This window comes from Pseudomonas sp. ADAK18 (assembly GCF_012935695.1).
GTDB lineage: Bacteria > Pseudomonadota > Gammaproteobacteria > Pseudomonadales > Pseudomonadaceae > Aquipseudomonas.
This window is the reverse complement of the sequence record NZ_CP052859.1, coordinates 5,806,037-5,820,725: the sequence shown is the minus strand read 5'-3', so window position 1 is coordinate 5,820,725 and position 14,689 is coordinate 5,806,037. Positions and strand designations below refer to the sequence as shown.

6 protein-coding genes and 1 pseudogene are annotated in these 14,689 nt (G+C 56.8%); all 7 read right to left on the bottom strand.

What is annotated here, in order from left to right; all coding sequences use genetic code 11:
- Nucleotides 1-347: 347 nt before the first annotated feature.
- The 7 genes and pseudogenes from HKK55_RS26365 to HKK55_RS26335 all read right to left on the bottom strand — a co-directional run bounded on the left by HKK55_RS26365 (nt 348) and on the right by HKK55_RS26335 (nt 14,484).
- The gene (locus HKK55_RS26365) at nt 348-818 is read right to left on the bottom strand and encodes a hypothetical protein (protein WP_169357283.1); all 471 of its coding nucleotides are present in this window, start codon (nt 816-818) and stop codon (nt 348-350) included.
- Nucleotides 818-1,051, bottom strand: a pseudogene (locus HKK55_RS29520) (polymorphic toxin type 24 domain-containing protein); the annotation flags it as partial. The pseudogene HKK55_RS29520 and the gene HKK55_RS26365, both read right to left, overlap by 1 nt.
- A gap of 103 nt (nt 1,052-1,154) precedes the next feature.
- On the bottom strand, nt 1,155-1,466 hold the full coding sequence (locus HKK55_RS26355; protein ID WP_123718929.1) for a colicin: 312 nt from the start codon (nt 1,464-1,466) through the stop codon (nt 1,155-1,157).
- Nucleotides 1,463-1,597: a polymorphic toxin type 50 domain-containing protein gene (locus HKK55_RS29515; RefSeq protein ID WP_369127693.1), complete on the bottom strand. Its 135-nt coding sequence runs from the start codon at nt 1,595-1,597 to the stop codon at nt 1,463-1,465. Before HKK55_RS29515 ends, HKK55_RS26355 begins: the two co-directional genes overlap by 4 nt.
- 238 nt (nt 1,598-1,835) lie before the next feature.
- The gene (locus tag HKK55_RS26345) at nt 1,836-2,183 is read right to left on the bottom strand and encodes a hypothetical protein (RefSeq protein WP_169357281.1); all 348 of its coding nucleotides are present in this window, start codon (nt 2,181-2,183) and stop codon (nt 1,836-1,838) included.
- 49 nt (nt 2,184-2,232) lie between these two features.
- Nucleotides 2,233-12,729, bottom strand: coding sequence for a filamentous hemagglutinin N-terminal domain-containing protein (locus HKK55_RS29445; RefSeq protein WP_272902575.1), 10,497 nt, complete (start codon nt 12,727-12,729; stop codon nt 2,233-2,235).
- A 30-nt stretch (nt 12,730-12,759) separates the two neighbouring features.
- The gene (locus tag HKK55_RS26335; protein ID WP_169357280.1) at nt 12,760-14,484 is read right to left on the bottom strand and encodes a ShlB/FhaC/HecB family hemolysin secretion/activation protein; all 1,725 of its coding nucleotides are present in this window, start codon (nt 14,482-14,484) and stop codon (nt 12,760-12,762) included.
- Nucleotides 14,485-14,689 lie beyond the last annotated feature (205 nt).

The following is a 14,689-nucleotide window of genomic DNA, read 5'->3' as shown; positions in this document are numbered from 1 at the left end:
AAAATCCAAATTATTAAAGAGCAAAGTCTCGTAAGCCAAAGCTAAAAATTCGACTCGCAAAAACCATTAGAAATCGTGGTCTGACCCCGTTTTTTTGTTACCGCCCAACTTGGCTAAGCTGAAACTTCCAAGAACACAAAAATAAAAACCAAATTATTAAAGAGCAAAGTCTCGTAAGCCAAAGCTAAAAATTCGACTCGCGAAAATCATTAGAAATCGTAGTTTGACCCCGTTTTTTTCACCGTTTTTTCCACGTAGAAAATTAACTTTTTCTTAGCATGGCATGCTCTAGCGGTATGGAATGCATTATTCAGTTCCTTTTTCCGAGGCCCGACCCAAGTTCCGCTTTAAATTATCTCGTAAAAAGTAACCACTGGCCCATAATCTTGATCCGAGTTTGAAACCTCCACATTAAATTTCCTCTCAGGAAATTTATTACTCAAAACTAACCGCCATGATAACGCAACCACCTCTGCCAACTGTTCAAATACGCTATCATCGATATCTTCAGAGCATCCATCAAAGACATCATACAGATGAGTATGATTGATCATTTTTTCAGTTGCTTGCAGGTCACCATCGAATTGCTTAAACCAACAACTAAAAATCTCGTAATCATATTTATTTTCTAAAAACACACCCTCCTTAGCAACAACAAAATCAGGGAAAAATATCTTGGACGATAACAAAACATCCTCAGGATTACACATGTTACTTATATAAGAAAACTCATCAACTTTGTCTTTTTCCGCCCAACCTGACTTCCAGAGCTCATAACGTGCCAAGCCGACCAAGGGATTAACTGTGTTAATTTTCATTATGGAATTTCGTCCGATTTAGCAGGCCTTGGTGCTAGTTTTGTCGAGGGCGACTGAACTTTTATCGTCCCGTCTGGCAATTTATTTCTACCGTACTCAATCACATGCGGCGTTGACACATTCGCATGCGCCGCCCCAGTAACGTCGACTCTCTTAATAATCATTCCCGCCGAATCATACACAGCATAGCTGGTAATGTTCCCTTGGTTATCCGCTCTATACATCGTTCCATTAACTGGCCCACCAACAAGCTTAAAACGTCCGCTTGTCTCAGCGGACCGCCTGCAAGGTTGCTTGCATTACGTGGTGCCGAAGGGGAATTTATTCCTTTTGCACCTACAAATCATATTCTCGGCGACAGTAGATGAAGCCATCGAGACACTCAAGACGCCCTATTGAACCAAGTACAAACTTACAATCTAAATCTACGTGAGAAATTTTTTCTTGACCAATTGAGGCTGAAATATTTGTAGCAACAACCTCTAAGCTTTCCCAATCAAAGTCTGTAGGCGGTCTGTCAAGATAGTAACGAATAAGTAATGTTCCATCATCTGACAGTGAAACAGCAATCGCCCTTATTGCAAAATATATCTCACCAATCAGAGCACGCCAAACACATAAGACTAACCAATCTGGGAAAGCTTTCATGGTTTCGCTCCGACAGTAGTAGGATTTGTTGGAACAATATGCGCTCCGCTTTTGCCTGAATGTATTGTTCCGTATCTTGTCGCCAAGCCCGATGTGCCATCAACACCAATATTTTTGCCGAAATCAACTATTGGCTGCCCTCTTGAACCATAACCTACGACAGGAAACTCTCCCGAAACAATAGGGGTCAGACCACAATAAAAGACACCAACCCATTATAAAACCGTGGTCTGACCCCGTTTTCCACTTTTTGACCCCGTTTCTTTTTGAAGCGTGCCACTACCTGCACCTTTGCGCCGTTGATTACAGCGGAGTAAAAAACTATACCATCGGCAGTACCGGGGATATTTTAGCACTTCAAATAACCAACTAAAGCCCCATAACAAAATTTCTAATTAACTGTCTGTCCGAGTCATTTTTAGCCGCCCCAGTTAAAGCTGGAATCAAATAATAAAGCAGTAATTCAACCCTTGACGCCTCTGTCGGAATAGCTTCCGCCACACAACCAAGCAATAACTTTATAGACATAATGGCCGCAAATGACTCATATCCCCTCGGCCCAGAAAAAGGTAATTTTTTAAAGTAATATTTTGCTAATCGCTTCTGATCAGAACGCTTCCACGTACGATGGGGAATAAGTAGCAATGCTTCTCCCCAATCAGCAGACTCTATCGGATACTTAGTTATTAGCCAATCAGCAGCCTGATCAGAACTCATGCTAACAAGCTGTGCGCACAACACTCTCTGTCGCTCATCCATATCAAACCTACTTCGGGCTAAATAAATTTTCTGGCAGCCCGGAGTTACTACTCAACGATGCTGGCGGCTTGTAATGCCCAGAACTATTAGTCCACTGACTTATTGTTCCTCGATTTGGACCATCATTATTCCCAAAGCGTATAGAACCTGCATATTTGACATCCCCTCCACCGCTAAGTCCAAGGTGAGTCGAAAAAGCCTCATTAACATTTGGTCTACTGACTCGAACTGCTCCATCAGGCATTGTTACAAAATCATATGATCCTGATGGCGTTATCTTGCTGCCACCTGGAGTTTGCAACCAGTAACGACCAGATGAGTCTTGAACAAGAGTCCTTATTGGTCGCTGCGCAATAGCAGGGTCATTTGGGAAAACATTAGTTAACGTACCACGTTCAGTAAGATTCGGAACAGCGCCCGGTCCTTTTGCACCACCAAACGCCTTAGCAAGAGCCTTTTTAGCAGCAATTGCAGCCACACCACCCGCAGCAACCAGAACCAGGTTATCCGCAACGACCTTGGTTTGCTCGTCCGACAATCCCCATTTTTGCTGCACCGCTTCAGCGATTGCGCTAGAGGTATGTCCGGCACTAAACGTCGCAAGCATTTCCTGGAAGCCCAGGTTCGATTGCCGCAGACTTTCCAACTCCTGAGTGGGGCCGTCGCCAAGTGTTTGGTATACATCATCCAAATTGGCCATGGTATTGGCCACTTCTCGGGAGTAAGCCGCGCAGCTCGCTATGCTGGCTGAGCAAGCCGCTGCTGCTTCCAGGTCCTGGGCAAAACTCAGTTCCTTATAGCGAGATAAGAGCGCCTCACGGCACGACGCATCTTTACAGGTCCGCAGTTCCTTCGCGGCTTGCTTGAGTTGGTCGTGGTTAAGGTAGTTGTACTGCGTAGCATTCTTCGCAACCCAAGCCCCCTTCTCCAGCTTCGCCGCATCAGCATCCGTCTGCCCCGCCGCCGCCAACACACCGACAATCTGCGAACTCATGGTCAGCAGGTTTTCATTACCCTTAACCAGCTTGTTCAGCTCAACGACGACCGCTTCATTGACACCGGCCGCCAAGGCGCCAGTTTTGAAGTCCCCTCCAGTCGCTTCTGCCAACAATCCACCCACCATCGCATGAACAATGATTTTCGGAGGGTAGCCATCGGTCAATTCCCCCTGAGTGAAATTCCCTACGAGATTAAAGCTTGCTGCCGCCAAGGTATTGAACAGGGCGCTTTTCAGTGCATCGCTGGCGCTACCACCCTGCCCCAACGCCTTGCTCAGCAGCATGGATGTGCCGCTTTGCAACGTCTGGTTGGCGGCGAATTGACCGACACCGCTCCAAGTGTTCAGTAGACCCGGCGTCGTAACTTTCCCGGTGAGTGTGTTTGTTTGAGTTCCAGTCCAATCACCAAAATAGGCCTCCGTCAGGCCTGCTGTAGCACCAGAGATCACGTACCCCTTCATCGCATCGGAAGAAGTCACGTCCTTGAACACCGCGCCAAGATTGCCCCGATTGTTGACCACGCTCACGGTGGCATTGGTCGATGCGTTCGCCGCTACAGCACCCACCACCGCGCCACCAACGCCGCCACCTGCTGCGGCAGCAGCCAACGGCCCAACCACCGCCGCCATCACAATCGCAATAATGATCTGCGAAGCCGGCCCAAGCCCCGAGTTGCTGTATTTGAAGCTGTCATGGATTTCCTTGACCTGCCTCCAATCAACATCACCCCGAGCCTCGGCGTCCTTGATCCAGGCCAGTTGAGGATCGGCCTTGACCATCGCATCAATGGATTGACTCACCGTTTGCTGGTCAACCTGTCTGACGTCGATTTTCAGACCGTCAACGGCTTTGATCACGACATTGCCTTCGGCAATCATCTGGGTCTGGCGTAGGGTCTCGTCGGTGTTTCCCTTACCTTTGGAGGACACCCAGAAAGCGTTGTTGTCACTCTTCTCATGACTCTCCTGACGCAGATCCTTAACCGCCTCAAACGTCACCGCCCCACCACTGACAATCGCGATATCGCCGCCACTCTCGAGCTTCGCCGCCTGGTACTTCTGATCCCCACCGCTCTCCAGCGTCAGGTCGCCACCGGTCTTGATTTCGCTGCCGATGTTTTTCACATCAGTGACTTCATCACGCTGCGTCTTCTTGCTGCCCCAACCGCCCTTTTTGCTCATGTCGTACAGCGAGTAATTGCTGTCTTGTGCCGCCAGCAGGTTCAGCTCGTTATCGGCATGCACATAGGCTTCGTTGCCCGCGCTGATTTTGCTGGCGACCAACGTCAGGTCGGTGCCGGCGATGGCAATCAGGTCGCCACCGGCTTTCAGTTCGGCGCTTTGTTGGGTAACGGTGTCCAGTTGGGTGGTGGTTTTGGTTTTACCTTTTTTACCTTTGGAGTAGTCGTGTTCTTCGTTGGCGGCGGCGGCCAGGGTCAGGTTTTCGCCGGCCCGGACGCTCAGGTCTTTCGCTGCGCTGACGGTGCTGGCGACCACGGCAATGTCGCGTCGGGCGTCGATGGCCAGGTTGCCGCCTACCTCCACGCTGGAGCCGTGTTGCAGGAGGGTTTGTTCGGTGCTCGTGACCCGGCGGCGCTGGTAGGCGGCGCTGTCTTCTTCGGTCTGGCTGGCGATCACTACGTCGCGCCCGGCGGTCACGCTGGCGTTGCCGCCGGCCTTGAGGTGGCTGCCGACGCTGAGCACGTCACGCCCGGCGCTGAGCTTGAGGGTGTCGGTGGCCTCGAAGCGCGAGGCATCGCTGACCACGTCATCGCGCAATTGGAATTGCTCGCCTTCGCGCTTGAAGGTGGTGACGGTGCGCTCGTTGATGATGTCGCCGGTCAGGGCGGTGGCGCTGATGTCGCGACCGGTGACGATGCCGCCACGGCTGTTGCGGATCGAGTCGGTGGCGAGCATTTCCAGGCGGTTGCCGGCTTGCATCAGGCCGCTGTTGTCGATGTTGCCCGCAACCATGCTCAGGTTGTTGGTGGCGCGCAGGGTACCGCTGTTGTGCAGGTCGCCGCCGGTGATCAGGCTTACGTCCTGGCCCTGGATCAGAGCGCCGTTGGGCGCCAGGCGGTTGTTGGCCTGGGCCAGGTATAAAACAGGCGTCAGGACTTTCTGGCCGTTGACCTCGGCTTCTTCCATCCAGACGATGTCGTGGGTCAGCGCCGCCACTTGTTCGGCGGTCAGCGACACGCCGAGTTGCAGGTTCAGCGAGTCCTTGTAGGAGATGGCGTTGTCCATCAGGTAGCGGAACAGTGCGTCGTCGCTGGCGATGCCGTCGATGTAACGCTGGCCGGTGCGCGCTACCACGGCTTCGCGGATCAGGCGTTGCTCGTAGAGGCCATCGCCCAGGCGTTTCCAGCTGTCATCGGGGTTGTAACCCAGTTTGCCCAACAGGTAGTCGGAGCTCATGAACTGCTTGAGGTCGGTGAGCGCCGGGTTGGTCTCGATCAGGTATTTGTGGCTGTTATCCACCGGGGCGATTTCCGGCAGCCCTTGCACGCGGGTGACCGAGGGTGCGCGGCTGTCCAGGACCAGCGGGCCCTGACCATTCACCGCACCGCTGACCGGCTGGCCATCGAGACTGAAGCCACGCTCTTGCACGGCGCTGTAGTCGAGGGTTTTCTCGCGCTCGGCGGCGGTGATCACACGCCCACTCACGGTGAAGTCACCGGTACCGGTGGCCGCTTTACCCGCTGCGCCGCCCTTCGCGGCCTGGCCGCTGAGGCGGAATAAACCGTTCTGGCTGGTCGGCAAACTGAAGCCGGGCAAGGTCACCGGGTTGACCTGGCGCTGGGCGAGGTCCGACGGAAGTTGCGCGGTGATTGCCGGTTTGACCGTGGAGGCAAACACGTCGGAGTTGGTGTTGCGGTTTTGCGCCGGTGTATTGATATCCGTGGCGTTGGGGCGGATGACGCTGTTGTTGATTTCCTGCGTAGCGTTAACGGTGACTGAACCGGCTGCCTGAATAACGGCAGGGGCAATCACGCTGCCGGCAGTCGGCACTACATAGCTGGAGTCCTCGTAGAAGTTACCGATCCCGTCCCTCAGCTTGGCTATGGTCATTTCACCGGGACGGTAGTCGGCCGAGTTGGGGTTGTTGTAAAGGTTGAACTGGTCCCTGCGGCTGATAAACGTGTTGTACACACTGTCATTGCGGGTATAGAAGCTCGAGTCAAAATGGCGATCTTCACCACCTGCCGCGCCTGTGTTGTTCAGTACACCGGTGTTGATCAGGATGTTGCCTGCCGCCGATATTGAGCTATAGAGGTTGTCGACGGTTTGAGCGGCAACCGTCAGGTCTGCACCCGATGAGATAAACGCCGTGGGAGAACTGCCGGTGACGACATCCTCATAACGCTCAACCGAGCGGAAGTGAACTTCACAACCCTTGCCATCACAAAAATCGTCGTAGTAGGTATCGAAGTTGCCCGACACCAGTTTCATTTCGGTGCTGAATTGGTCGCGACGGTTGCTCAGGGTGTCAGCCAGCAAACGCATATTGCCGGTGCTTTCCAGGGTGCCAGAGACGTTTTCGATCAGGGCGCTGCGCCCGCTTGCGTCGTCCCGGGCGATGTCCAGACCGCCCAGGCTGTAGACGTCGCCATAGCGGTTGCTGAAATCGTTGACGCGCAACGTCATGTCGTTGCCGCTGAAGATCAGGCCCTTGTCGTTGAGCAGGTGAGTGGCGTTCAGGCGGACCTTTTCAGCGCCGCCCAGGGTGCCGTAGTTGTTCAACGTGGTGGCGTTGACGGTCAGGTCGCCTATCGACGTCAGGCGACCACGGTTGTTCAGGAGGTTAGTGCTATTGATCTTGGTGAGCGCACCGCCGGCAATACGCGCGTTCTCGCCCAGATCCATGTTGGCTGCCGTGAGGGTCATGTCGCCCAGGCTGCTGACCCGACCGTTGCCGCTGTAGCCACCGGTAAGTTTCAGGTTAAGGGTGCCATCGCTGGCCAGCAGGCCGTCGTTGGTCCAGGTATCGCCGATGCCGGTCAGGCTTTGTGCGCCCAGCAACTGGCCGCTGGCGGTCTGAGTGAACTCGCCGATGTCGAGGTTCAGGCGTCCGGCCTGAATCACGCTGCTGTTAGTCCATTTTGCGGCCTTGATGTCCAGTTGGCCGTTGGTGATAAAGCTGCCACCGGCACGGGTGACCTGGTCAGAGGTCAGGTCGAACGTACCGGTGCCGGTGTGCACGATGCGCCCGCCGTTGTTGTCCAGGCTACCGGCTTGCAGGTTCAGGTTTTCGTTGGCACTTTCCAGCACGCCGAAGCGGTTATCGAACAGCCCCAATGTGCTGACGTTGGTGGAGCCGGTGCGGCCCATGGCCCGCAGGGTACCGCCGACGTTGCTGATGGTTTGCGCAGTAAAGCGCAGGGCGTCGTCGCTTTCGATCAGGCCATAGCCATTGCTCAAGGTGCCCGTCAGGCCGAAGTCGATGCTGCGTGCGCCGACCTTGCCGCCGTTGTCGGCAGCCGTGCCCTGGTTATCGAAATCCTTGGCCGTGACCTTGAGCAAAGTGTCGGCATACACACCGCCGCCTTGGTTATCGAAAGTCGTAGTGACGATGCGGTTTTCACCACCCAAGGCCGACAGGTGCCCCAGCTGGTTGAGCAACCCGCCCTTGGCATTGATGTCCAGCGATTGCGCCTGGGTGATACCGCCGCCGTTGTTGAACAACCCCGTGACCAGTTTGATCCAGCCCTTGCTGCTGTTGAGTACGCCGCCAGCGGTGTTGACCACACTGGCCGTTTCCAGGTCCAGGTTGCCACTGAGGCTGTCGACTCGGCCGCCCTGGTTGTTTAAGGCGCCACTGAGACGCAGCAGGTTGTCGGTCTGGCTTTGTAACGTGCCCTTCTGGTTATTGAGCGCTCGAGCGGCAAGATCAAGCTTGCCCTTCTGGCTGAAGATCAGGCCGTCTTGCTGGTTGTTGATGTCACCGGCCAGCAGCTTGATCACCAGGTCTTTTTGGCTGGCCAAGGTGCCTTTGTCGCGGTTATCCAGATCGCCGTTGGCGAGGGTCAGGTCGAGTCGATCCTGGCTGACCAGTTGGCCGCCACGGTTATCCAGGTTCGAAGCGTTCAGCAGCAAGGCGGCGCCACTGGCCAGGCGGGCGTTGTTGGCGTTGATCAGCGCACCACTGAGGGTGCCTTCCAGGGCGCCCTGGCTGATCAATTGACCGGCGCTGTTGTCCAGGCTTCGGCCGATCAGGGTGATGTTGGCAGCGCTGATCTGGCCGCCACGGTTGAGGATTTCACTCTGGGCATTGTTGAAATCCAGGTGCTGACCGGCGGAAATCAACCCGTTGTTGCTGTTGTCCAGGCGACCGGCAACGGTAAGGCTGACATCAGCCTGGCCTGAGATAATCCCTTGATCATTGTTCAGGCTGGCCGCGCTGATGGTTTGCTTGCCCTGGCTGACCAAGGCACCCGCTGCGTGGTTATCCAACGCGCCGGTGAGCGTGGTTTGCAAGGTGCCGCTCTTGCTCGACAACGTACCTTCGGCGCTGTTGTCCAGGCTGCCCCCAACGACCGTCAGGCCATTCCAGCCAGAGATCAAACCCTTGTCAGCGTTGACCACTGCATCCGCTTCGAGACGCAATTGATCGGCACTGAGGATGACCCCGCGATCACCGTTATCGATGCGCTTGGCCGCCACGGTGAACGCCGTCTGGCTGGAGATTTCGCCTTGTTCACGGTTGGTCAGGTTGGCCAGGTGGGCGAAGGTCAACGGCCCTTTGGCGCTGATCAAACCCGCGCTGTTGTCCAGATCCCCGCCTTGCAGGTCGAGGGTCACGGCGCGCTCGCCGATCAAGCGGCCCTGGCGCTGGATCAGCTTCTGGACGGTGAGTTTCAAGTCGCCCTTGGACGAAATTTCCCCGTCCAGGCTTGAGTCCACGCGCTGGCCCACCAAGGTGAGATCGCTTTGACTGTTAATCAGGCCCGCACCGTTGTCGAGGTTGGCGACGGTCAGGTTCAAGGCTTGCTGGCTGCCAATCACGCCGCTGCGGTTATCCACATCAGCTGCGGTCACCGTCAGGCTGCCATCGCTGACCAGTTGCCCGCCCTGGCGGTTATCCAGCGCGCCGGTGTTGAGAGTCTGCAGCGTGCCGGCCGAGAGGCGGCCCTTGTCGCTGTTGTTCAATGAGCCGGAGGTTGCAGTAAGCGCGGTAGCAGCGGAAATCAGCCCCTGGTTATGGTTGTCCAGAACGCCGGTGACCTTCAGGTCCAGGGCGCCGCGGCTGGCGAGTGCGCCACCGGCCTGGTTGTCCAGGCTATCGGCATCCACCTGTAAGAAATTCTTCGCTGACAATACACCTTCGACGCTGTTATCCAGCGCCTTGGCGACGCGTACCTGAAGGCTGTCGCCACTGATGACTTTGCCGCCCCGGTTGTTCAGCGCGTCGGCTGCCAACAGGAACGATTGCGTGCTGGAAATCTCGCCGCCCTGGCTGTTGTCAACGCTGCCCAGGTTGTTCAACAGCAATTGGCCTGGGGTCGCAATCAGACCGTGGTCGCGGTTGATCAGTTGCCCATGGCTCAAGTCCAGCTCGATGCTGGTATTGCTGACCAACTCGCCACGATCATGTTGGTCCAGCCCGGTCAGGGTTGCCTTGACCGTAGACTTGGCAAAGATCGAACCTTGTTGGCTGTTGTCCAGTTGCCCGGCATTGAGGGTGATCCCGGCGTCACTGCTGATGCTGCCTTGCTGGCTGTTGTCCAGACCGGCACTGCGCACGTCAACCTGTTGCTTGGCGCTGATCACGCCACCCTGGCTGTTGTTCAGCGCAGCACTCACCAGCGTGGCCGTGCCATCGGCCAGCAGCTTGCCCGCCTGATTGTTCAGTTGGCCCTGAGTCGTGATCGAAAGGGCGTTGGCGGCAGACAGAATGCCGCCCTGGCTGTTGTCCAGCGTGCCGGCATTGACCGTCAACGTACCTTCACTGAGCAGTGTGCCCTGGCCCTGGTTGAGCAGGTCACCGGTCAGGTTGATGTTCAGGTCTTTTTGGCTGGTGATGCGGCCACCCAAGCTGTTATCCAGTTGACCGCCGTTCAACACGAGGCTCTCGTGCCCCGCCAGCAGGCCTTTGCTCTGGTTGAGCAGGCGTTGCACCGTCAGGGTCAAGCCACTGTCACCAATCACCTTACCGGCGTTGTTGTTCAGTTGATCGGCCACCAGCAGCACTTTGGCCTGGCTGGATATCTCGCCTTGCTGGTTGAGGACGGCCTGGCTGCGCAGGCCCACGCCGTTGGTGGCGGCGATGAGACCGCCGTTGCGGTTGTCCACCGAGGTGCCGGTAAGGCTCAGTGCACCTTCGCTGACTAACTCACCCGCTTGTTGGTTGAGTACGCCGACAGTCGCCTGCAGGTCACCCTTGGCACTGATTCGACCGGCGCCGTTTTCGAGCTGGCTGGCATTAAGGGTCAACCGACCATCACTGCTCAGTTGGCCGCCGCTGCTGTTGTTCAGGCTGGTCAGCTCAACACGGGTATCCGCCTTGCTGCTGATGACGCCTTTTTGGCTGTTATCGACGCTGCCACCGGTCAGGGTCAATGCCCCATCAGCGATCACTAGACCGCCCTGGTTGGCCAGGGTATCGCCGTGTAGCGCCAGGGTCGTTTTACTCGACACCAGCCCGGCCTGGGCGTTGTTCAGTTGCCCGACGGAAACCTGCTGGGCACCCTGGCTGATCAGGTTGCCTTCATTGTGATTGTCGAGCAGCCCGGCGATGGTCGCGGTCAAGTTGCCCTGGCTCGCGATGGAGCCTTTATCGCTGTTATCCAGGCTTGCAGATTGCACCGTCAGCAGGCTGGTGGCGGAGAAAATCCCCAGGCGGTTATCAATCGCACCGCTCGCGGTCACGTTGAGGTTGCTGCCCAGCAGTTTGCCGGAACGGTTATCCAGCGTCGTGGCGGTAACGGTGGTTTGGCTGGCGGAGATTTCGCCCGCTCGGTTACTCAACTGGCCGGCTGTTACGCGGGCCTGCTCCTGGCTGGCCACTAAACCGTTGTCGTTGGTCAGTTGGCCGGCATTGAGCGTCAGGTCCTTGAGACCGATCACTCGACCGTTCTGGTTATCCAGCGCAGCCGTCACCGTGACATCAGCGTTGTTATCACTGTGTAGCAAGCCATTCGTGCGGTTATCCAGGCCAGTGGCACTGACCTTGAGCGAGTCCGTGCCGAGGACGCGACCGCCACGGTTATCGATTTGGCCTGCGTTAACCACTGCTTTCGCACCGCTCAACGTACCGCCCTGGTTATCCAGGGTTTGAGCGGTGACCACCGTCAGATTGCGGCTGGCAACGACGCTCTTGGTATTTTTCAGGGTGGCCGCCGACAGGCTTACATCGCCGTTGGCATTACGGCTTTCATCACCGTTGACGCCCGCCTCGATGATCCCGTTGTTGATGACCTGCCCGCTGCTGGTCAGGGTGATGCTGTCCCGTGCCGCGAGGCTTTGCTGGTTGCTCAAACCTGCAGTGGTTTGTACGTCAATACGGGTACCGGCATAGACCGCGCCCGTGGCGTCAAGCTGACCCGCCTTGACCACCACCGCTTCGCTGGCCTTGGCATTGGCCATGCTCAACCGCCCATTGGCATCAAGCTGAATATCCCCACCACTGGCCGCCAACGTCCCGTCCAGCTTCACGCCCACACCGGCTTCGGTGCCCACCAGCTTGATCGCGCCGGCGTACATCCCGCCCAACGCCGACGAGTCAATCGCAAGCTCCGGCTTGGCACTGCCGTCATCGGCACGCGCGGTGGCATTCAGGGTCTGGGCATTCACATCGTTGCGACCGGCAATCACGGTCAAGTTGCGCGCATTGATCTGCGCGTTGATTTTCGCCGAGCGGGTGATGATTTCGAAGCGGTCGACGTTGCTGGCGTTCAGGCCCTGGCCGTCGATGGTCACCGCACCGCCATCGACCTGGTAACGGTCCAGGCGGCCGTTATCGAGGATGGGTTTACCGGTGGTCAGGGTGACGTTGGGGGTGTTGATGAAGCCGCAACCGTTGCAGCTGATGCCGTAGGGGTTGGCGACGATGACCTTGGCCGACTGGCCCGCCACTTCGGTATAGCCGCGCAGTTGGCTGGGGCTACCGCCGTTGACTTCGTTGAGGATAATGTTGGCGGAGCCGCCCTTGAGGTTCGGGTTGCCGAGGATGATGCCACCCAGTTGCGTGTTTTGGGTCGGGCCGCCGCCGTTGTTGAGGATCACGCCGTTGGCGCCGACGTTGTAGTCCTTGAACTGGTTGTGGGACAGGCCACTGCCATTGGGGGTGGCGATGTTCACCACGGGGACGCCATTACCTGCCTGACCGACGGTGGTGCCGGGTGCGCTGACGACGATGCCGTCGGCCTGGGCCAGCAGCGGCTGCCAGAACAGCGCGTTGGCCAGGATCAACGCCAGGCCACGTTTGGGCAGGCCCCAGAACGACTCGCGGCTTTTCAGGGCTGAGGAGGGCTGGCGGGCCAGGAAGGCAAATTGGCGAACATCCATTTCAAATTCTCGATGCAACTAGGCGTTGAATTACAGGAAGAAATCCATGCGGAAGTAGATCGGCGCTTCGCGCTCGGTCAGCACTGCCGGTCGTTCCAGGGAATGGGCAAAGGTCACGCTGGTGCTGACGTATTTGCCGCGGGCAAATAGCTCCAGCGAGTTGCTCGACACCCGGCCGTGCACTTCCCCGTTGTAGCGGTCATTGCGAATCACACCCTGGTCGTAACCGACACTGGCACCGTATTCGGCAAAAACCGGACGCATCCAATCCCAGGTCACCGGGCGCGCCCAGCGCAGGTCGTTGCGCCAGTAGCCGCCGCTGTCGCCGGTCAGTTGCTGGTCCTTGAAACCGCGTATCGACGACGAACCACCCAGGCTCATGCGCTGAGGGCTGAACAGCACGTCTTCACTGCGCTGCCCGGTGGCCAGGCTGGTAAAGCTGAAGGACTCGCCCCACAACGTGAACGGCTGCAAATAGCTGACGGTCGCGGTGTATTTGCGGTAGTCCGGGGTGGGGGTGAGGTTGCCACGCTGGTCGCGCTGCTGATCGTTGCGCTGGGCATCGAAGGCACCTATGCCGTTCTGCACACCGAGGTCGATGTTGACGAAGGCACTGCCGATCCGTCGCCCGTGGTTGATGCCCAGTTGCAGTTCGCTCAAGCGATTGCTGCTGACGTCCAGACGGCTGTCTTCGATGTAGTTGTTGGTGCGCAGGTGGGATAGGCCGACGTTAACCGAGGTCTTACTTACAGCGTCGCGGTGGATCACACGTTCGGCGCGCAGTTGGTGGTTCTGGCTGTCGCCGCTTTGCTTGAAGTTGTAGGTGTCGGCCTGGGCAACCGAGCGGTAATCGCTCTGGTTGTAGCTGTAGCTGAAGTTCCACCAGCCCCAGGGCACGTTGTAGTAAAGCATCGCGTTTTTCGAGGTTTTCTGGTGGTCACTGATGGCGTCGTGGCCGCCGCGCAGAATCAGTTGATCGGCCAGGCCCAATGGGCTGTCCCATTCAAATCCGGTGCCCCACTGCTGCTCGCCCGTGCTTTTTTGGCCGTCGTTATTGCGCGACAGGCTGGCACGCCAAGGCTTCTGGGGGTTGTTTTTCACCAGCACCGAACTGCCGCCAACGGCATCGCCCGGCGCGAGTTCCATTTGTGCCTGGTTGGAGGGCAAACGGTTGAGCTGATCAATGGCCTGCTCGATTTCTCGCAGGTTCAGCAAGTCACCGTTTTTGCCGGGAAAGGCCATGGCCAGTTCGCGGTCCGAGAGTTTGCTGTTGTCGGCGCCTTTCAAGCCTTCAAGTTTGCCTTCCACCACTAATACTTGCAGATGACCCTTGGACAGGTCCTGTTGCGGCAAGTAAGCCCGGCTGGTGACCAGGCCTTTGTCGATGTAGTAGTCGGTAATGGTCTTGAGCAATTCATTGAGCTGGGACACGCCCAGGCACTGGCCGATATAAGGCTTGAGCAGGCGCTCGCGGTCGGGTGCGGACAGGCTGTCGGCGCCCTTGAGCTCGATGTCTTTGATGGGGAAGCAACGGGTGTCCACCGGAGCGGTGGGGGCCACGGGTTTTGCCTCTTTGCCGGGCAGGTCCTTGAGCTCTTCAAGACGCCGTTGCTGTTCTTCCAGCAGGCGGTTTTGCCGGTCACGGATCAGGTCCTGATCGCCAGGCGTGGGTGCGGCCGCCGCGCTGTTCAGCGCGAAGCAAGTCAGTAGGCAGACGCCCAGCAGCAGCCGAGTCCGTGGCACAAGAAAAGACATGTTCGATCCGTCGAATTACAAAGGATGGCAAACTAACATCGAAGCCCGGGCAGGCCAAGATTCTGGCTTATTTTTCAGATCAGTCTTAATTGATATGTAACTTGTTGATTATAAAAAGCTAAACATTACGAACATGTTGTAACAGCTTCTATTTAGAATTTTTATTCCGACAAACGGTATTAGTTTTGATACAAATCTCGACTAT

Bases quoted from the DNA above. Each gene is read 5' to 3' on its own strand.
- HKK55_RS26365 (WP_169357283.1), bottom strand. From the start codon at position 818: ATGAAAATTAACACAGTTAATCCCTTGGTCGGCTTGGCACGTTATGAG.
- HKK55_RS26355 (WP_123718929.1), bottom strand. From the start codon at position 1,466: ATGAAAGCTTTCCCAGATTGGTTAGTCTTATGTGTTTGGCGTGCTCTG.
- HKK55_RS26345 (WP_169357281.1), bottom strand. From the start codon at position 2,183: ATGAGTTCTGATCAGGCTGCTGATTGGCTAATAACTAAGTATCCGATA.
- HKK55_RS29445 (WP_272902575.1), bottom strand. From the start codon at position 12,729: ATGGATGTTCGCCAATTTGCCTTCCTGGCCCGCCAGCCCTCCTCAGCC.
- HKK55_RS26335 (WP_169357280.1), bottom strand. From the start codon at position 14,484: ATGTCTTTTCTTGTGCCACGGACTCGGCTGCTGCTGGGCGTCTGCCTA.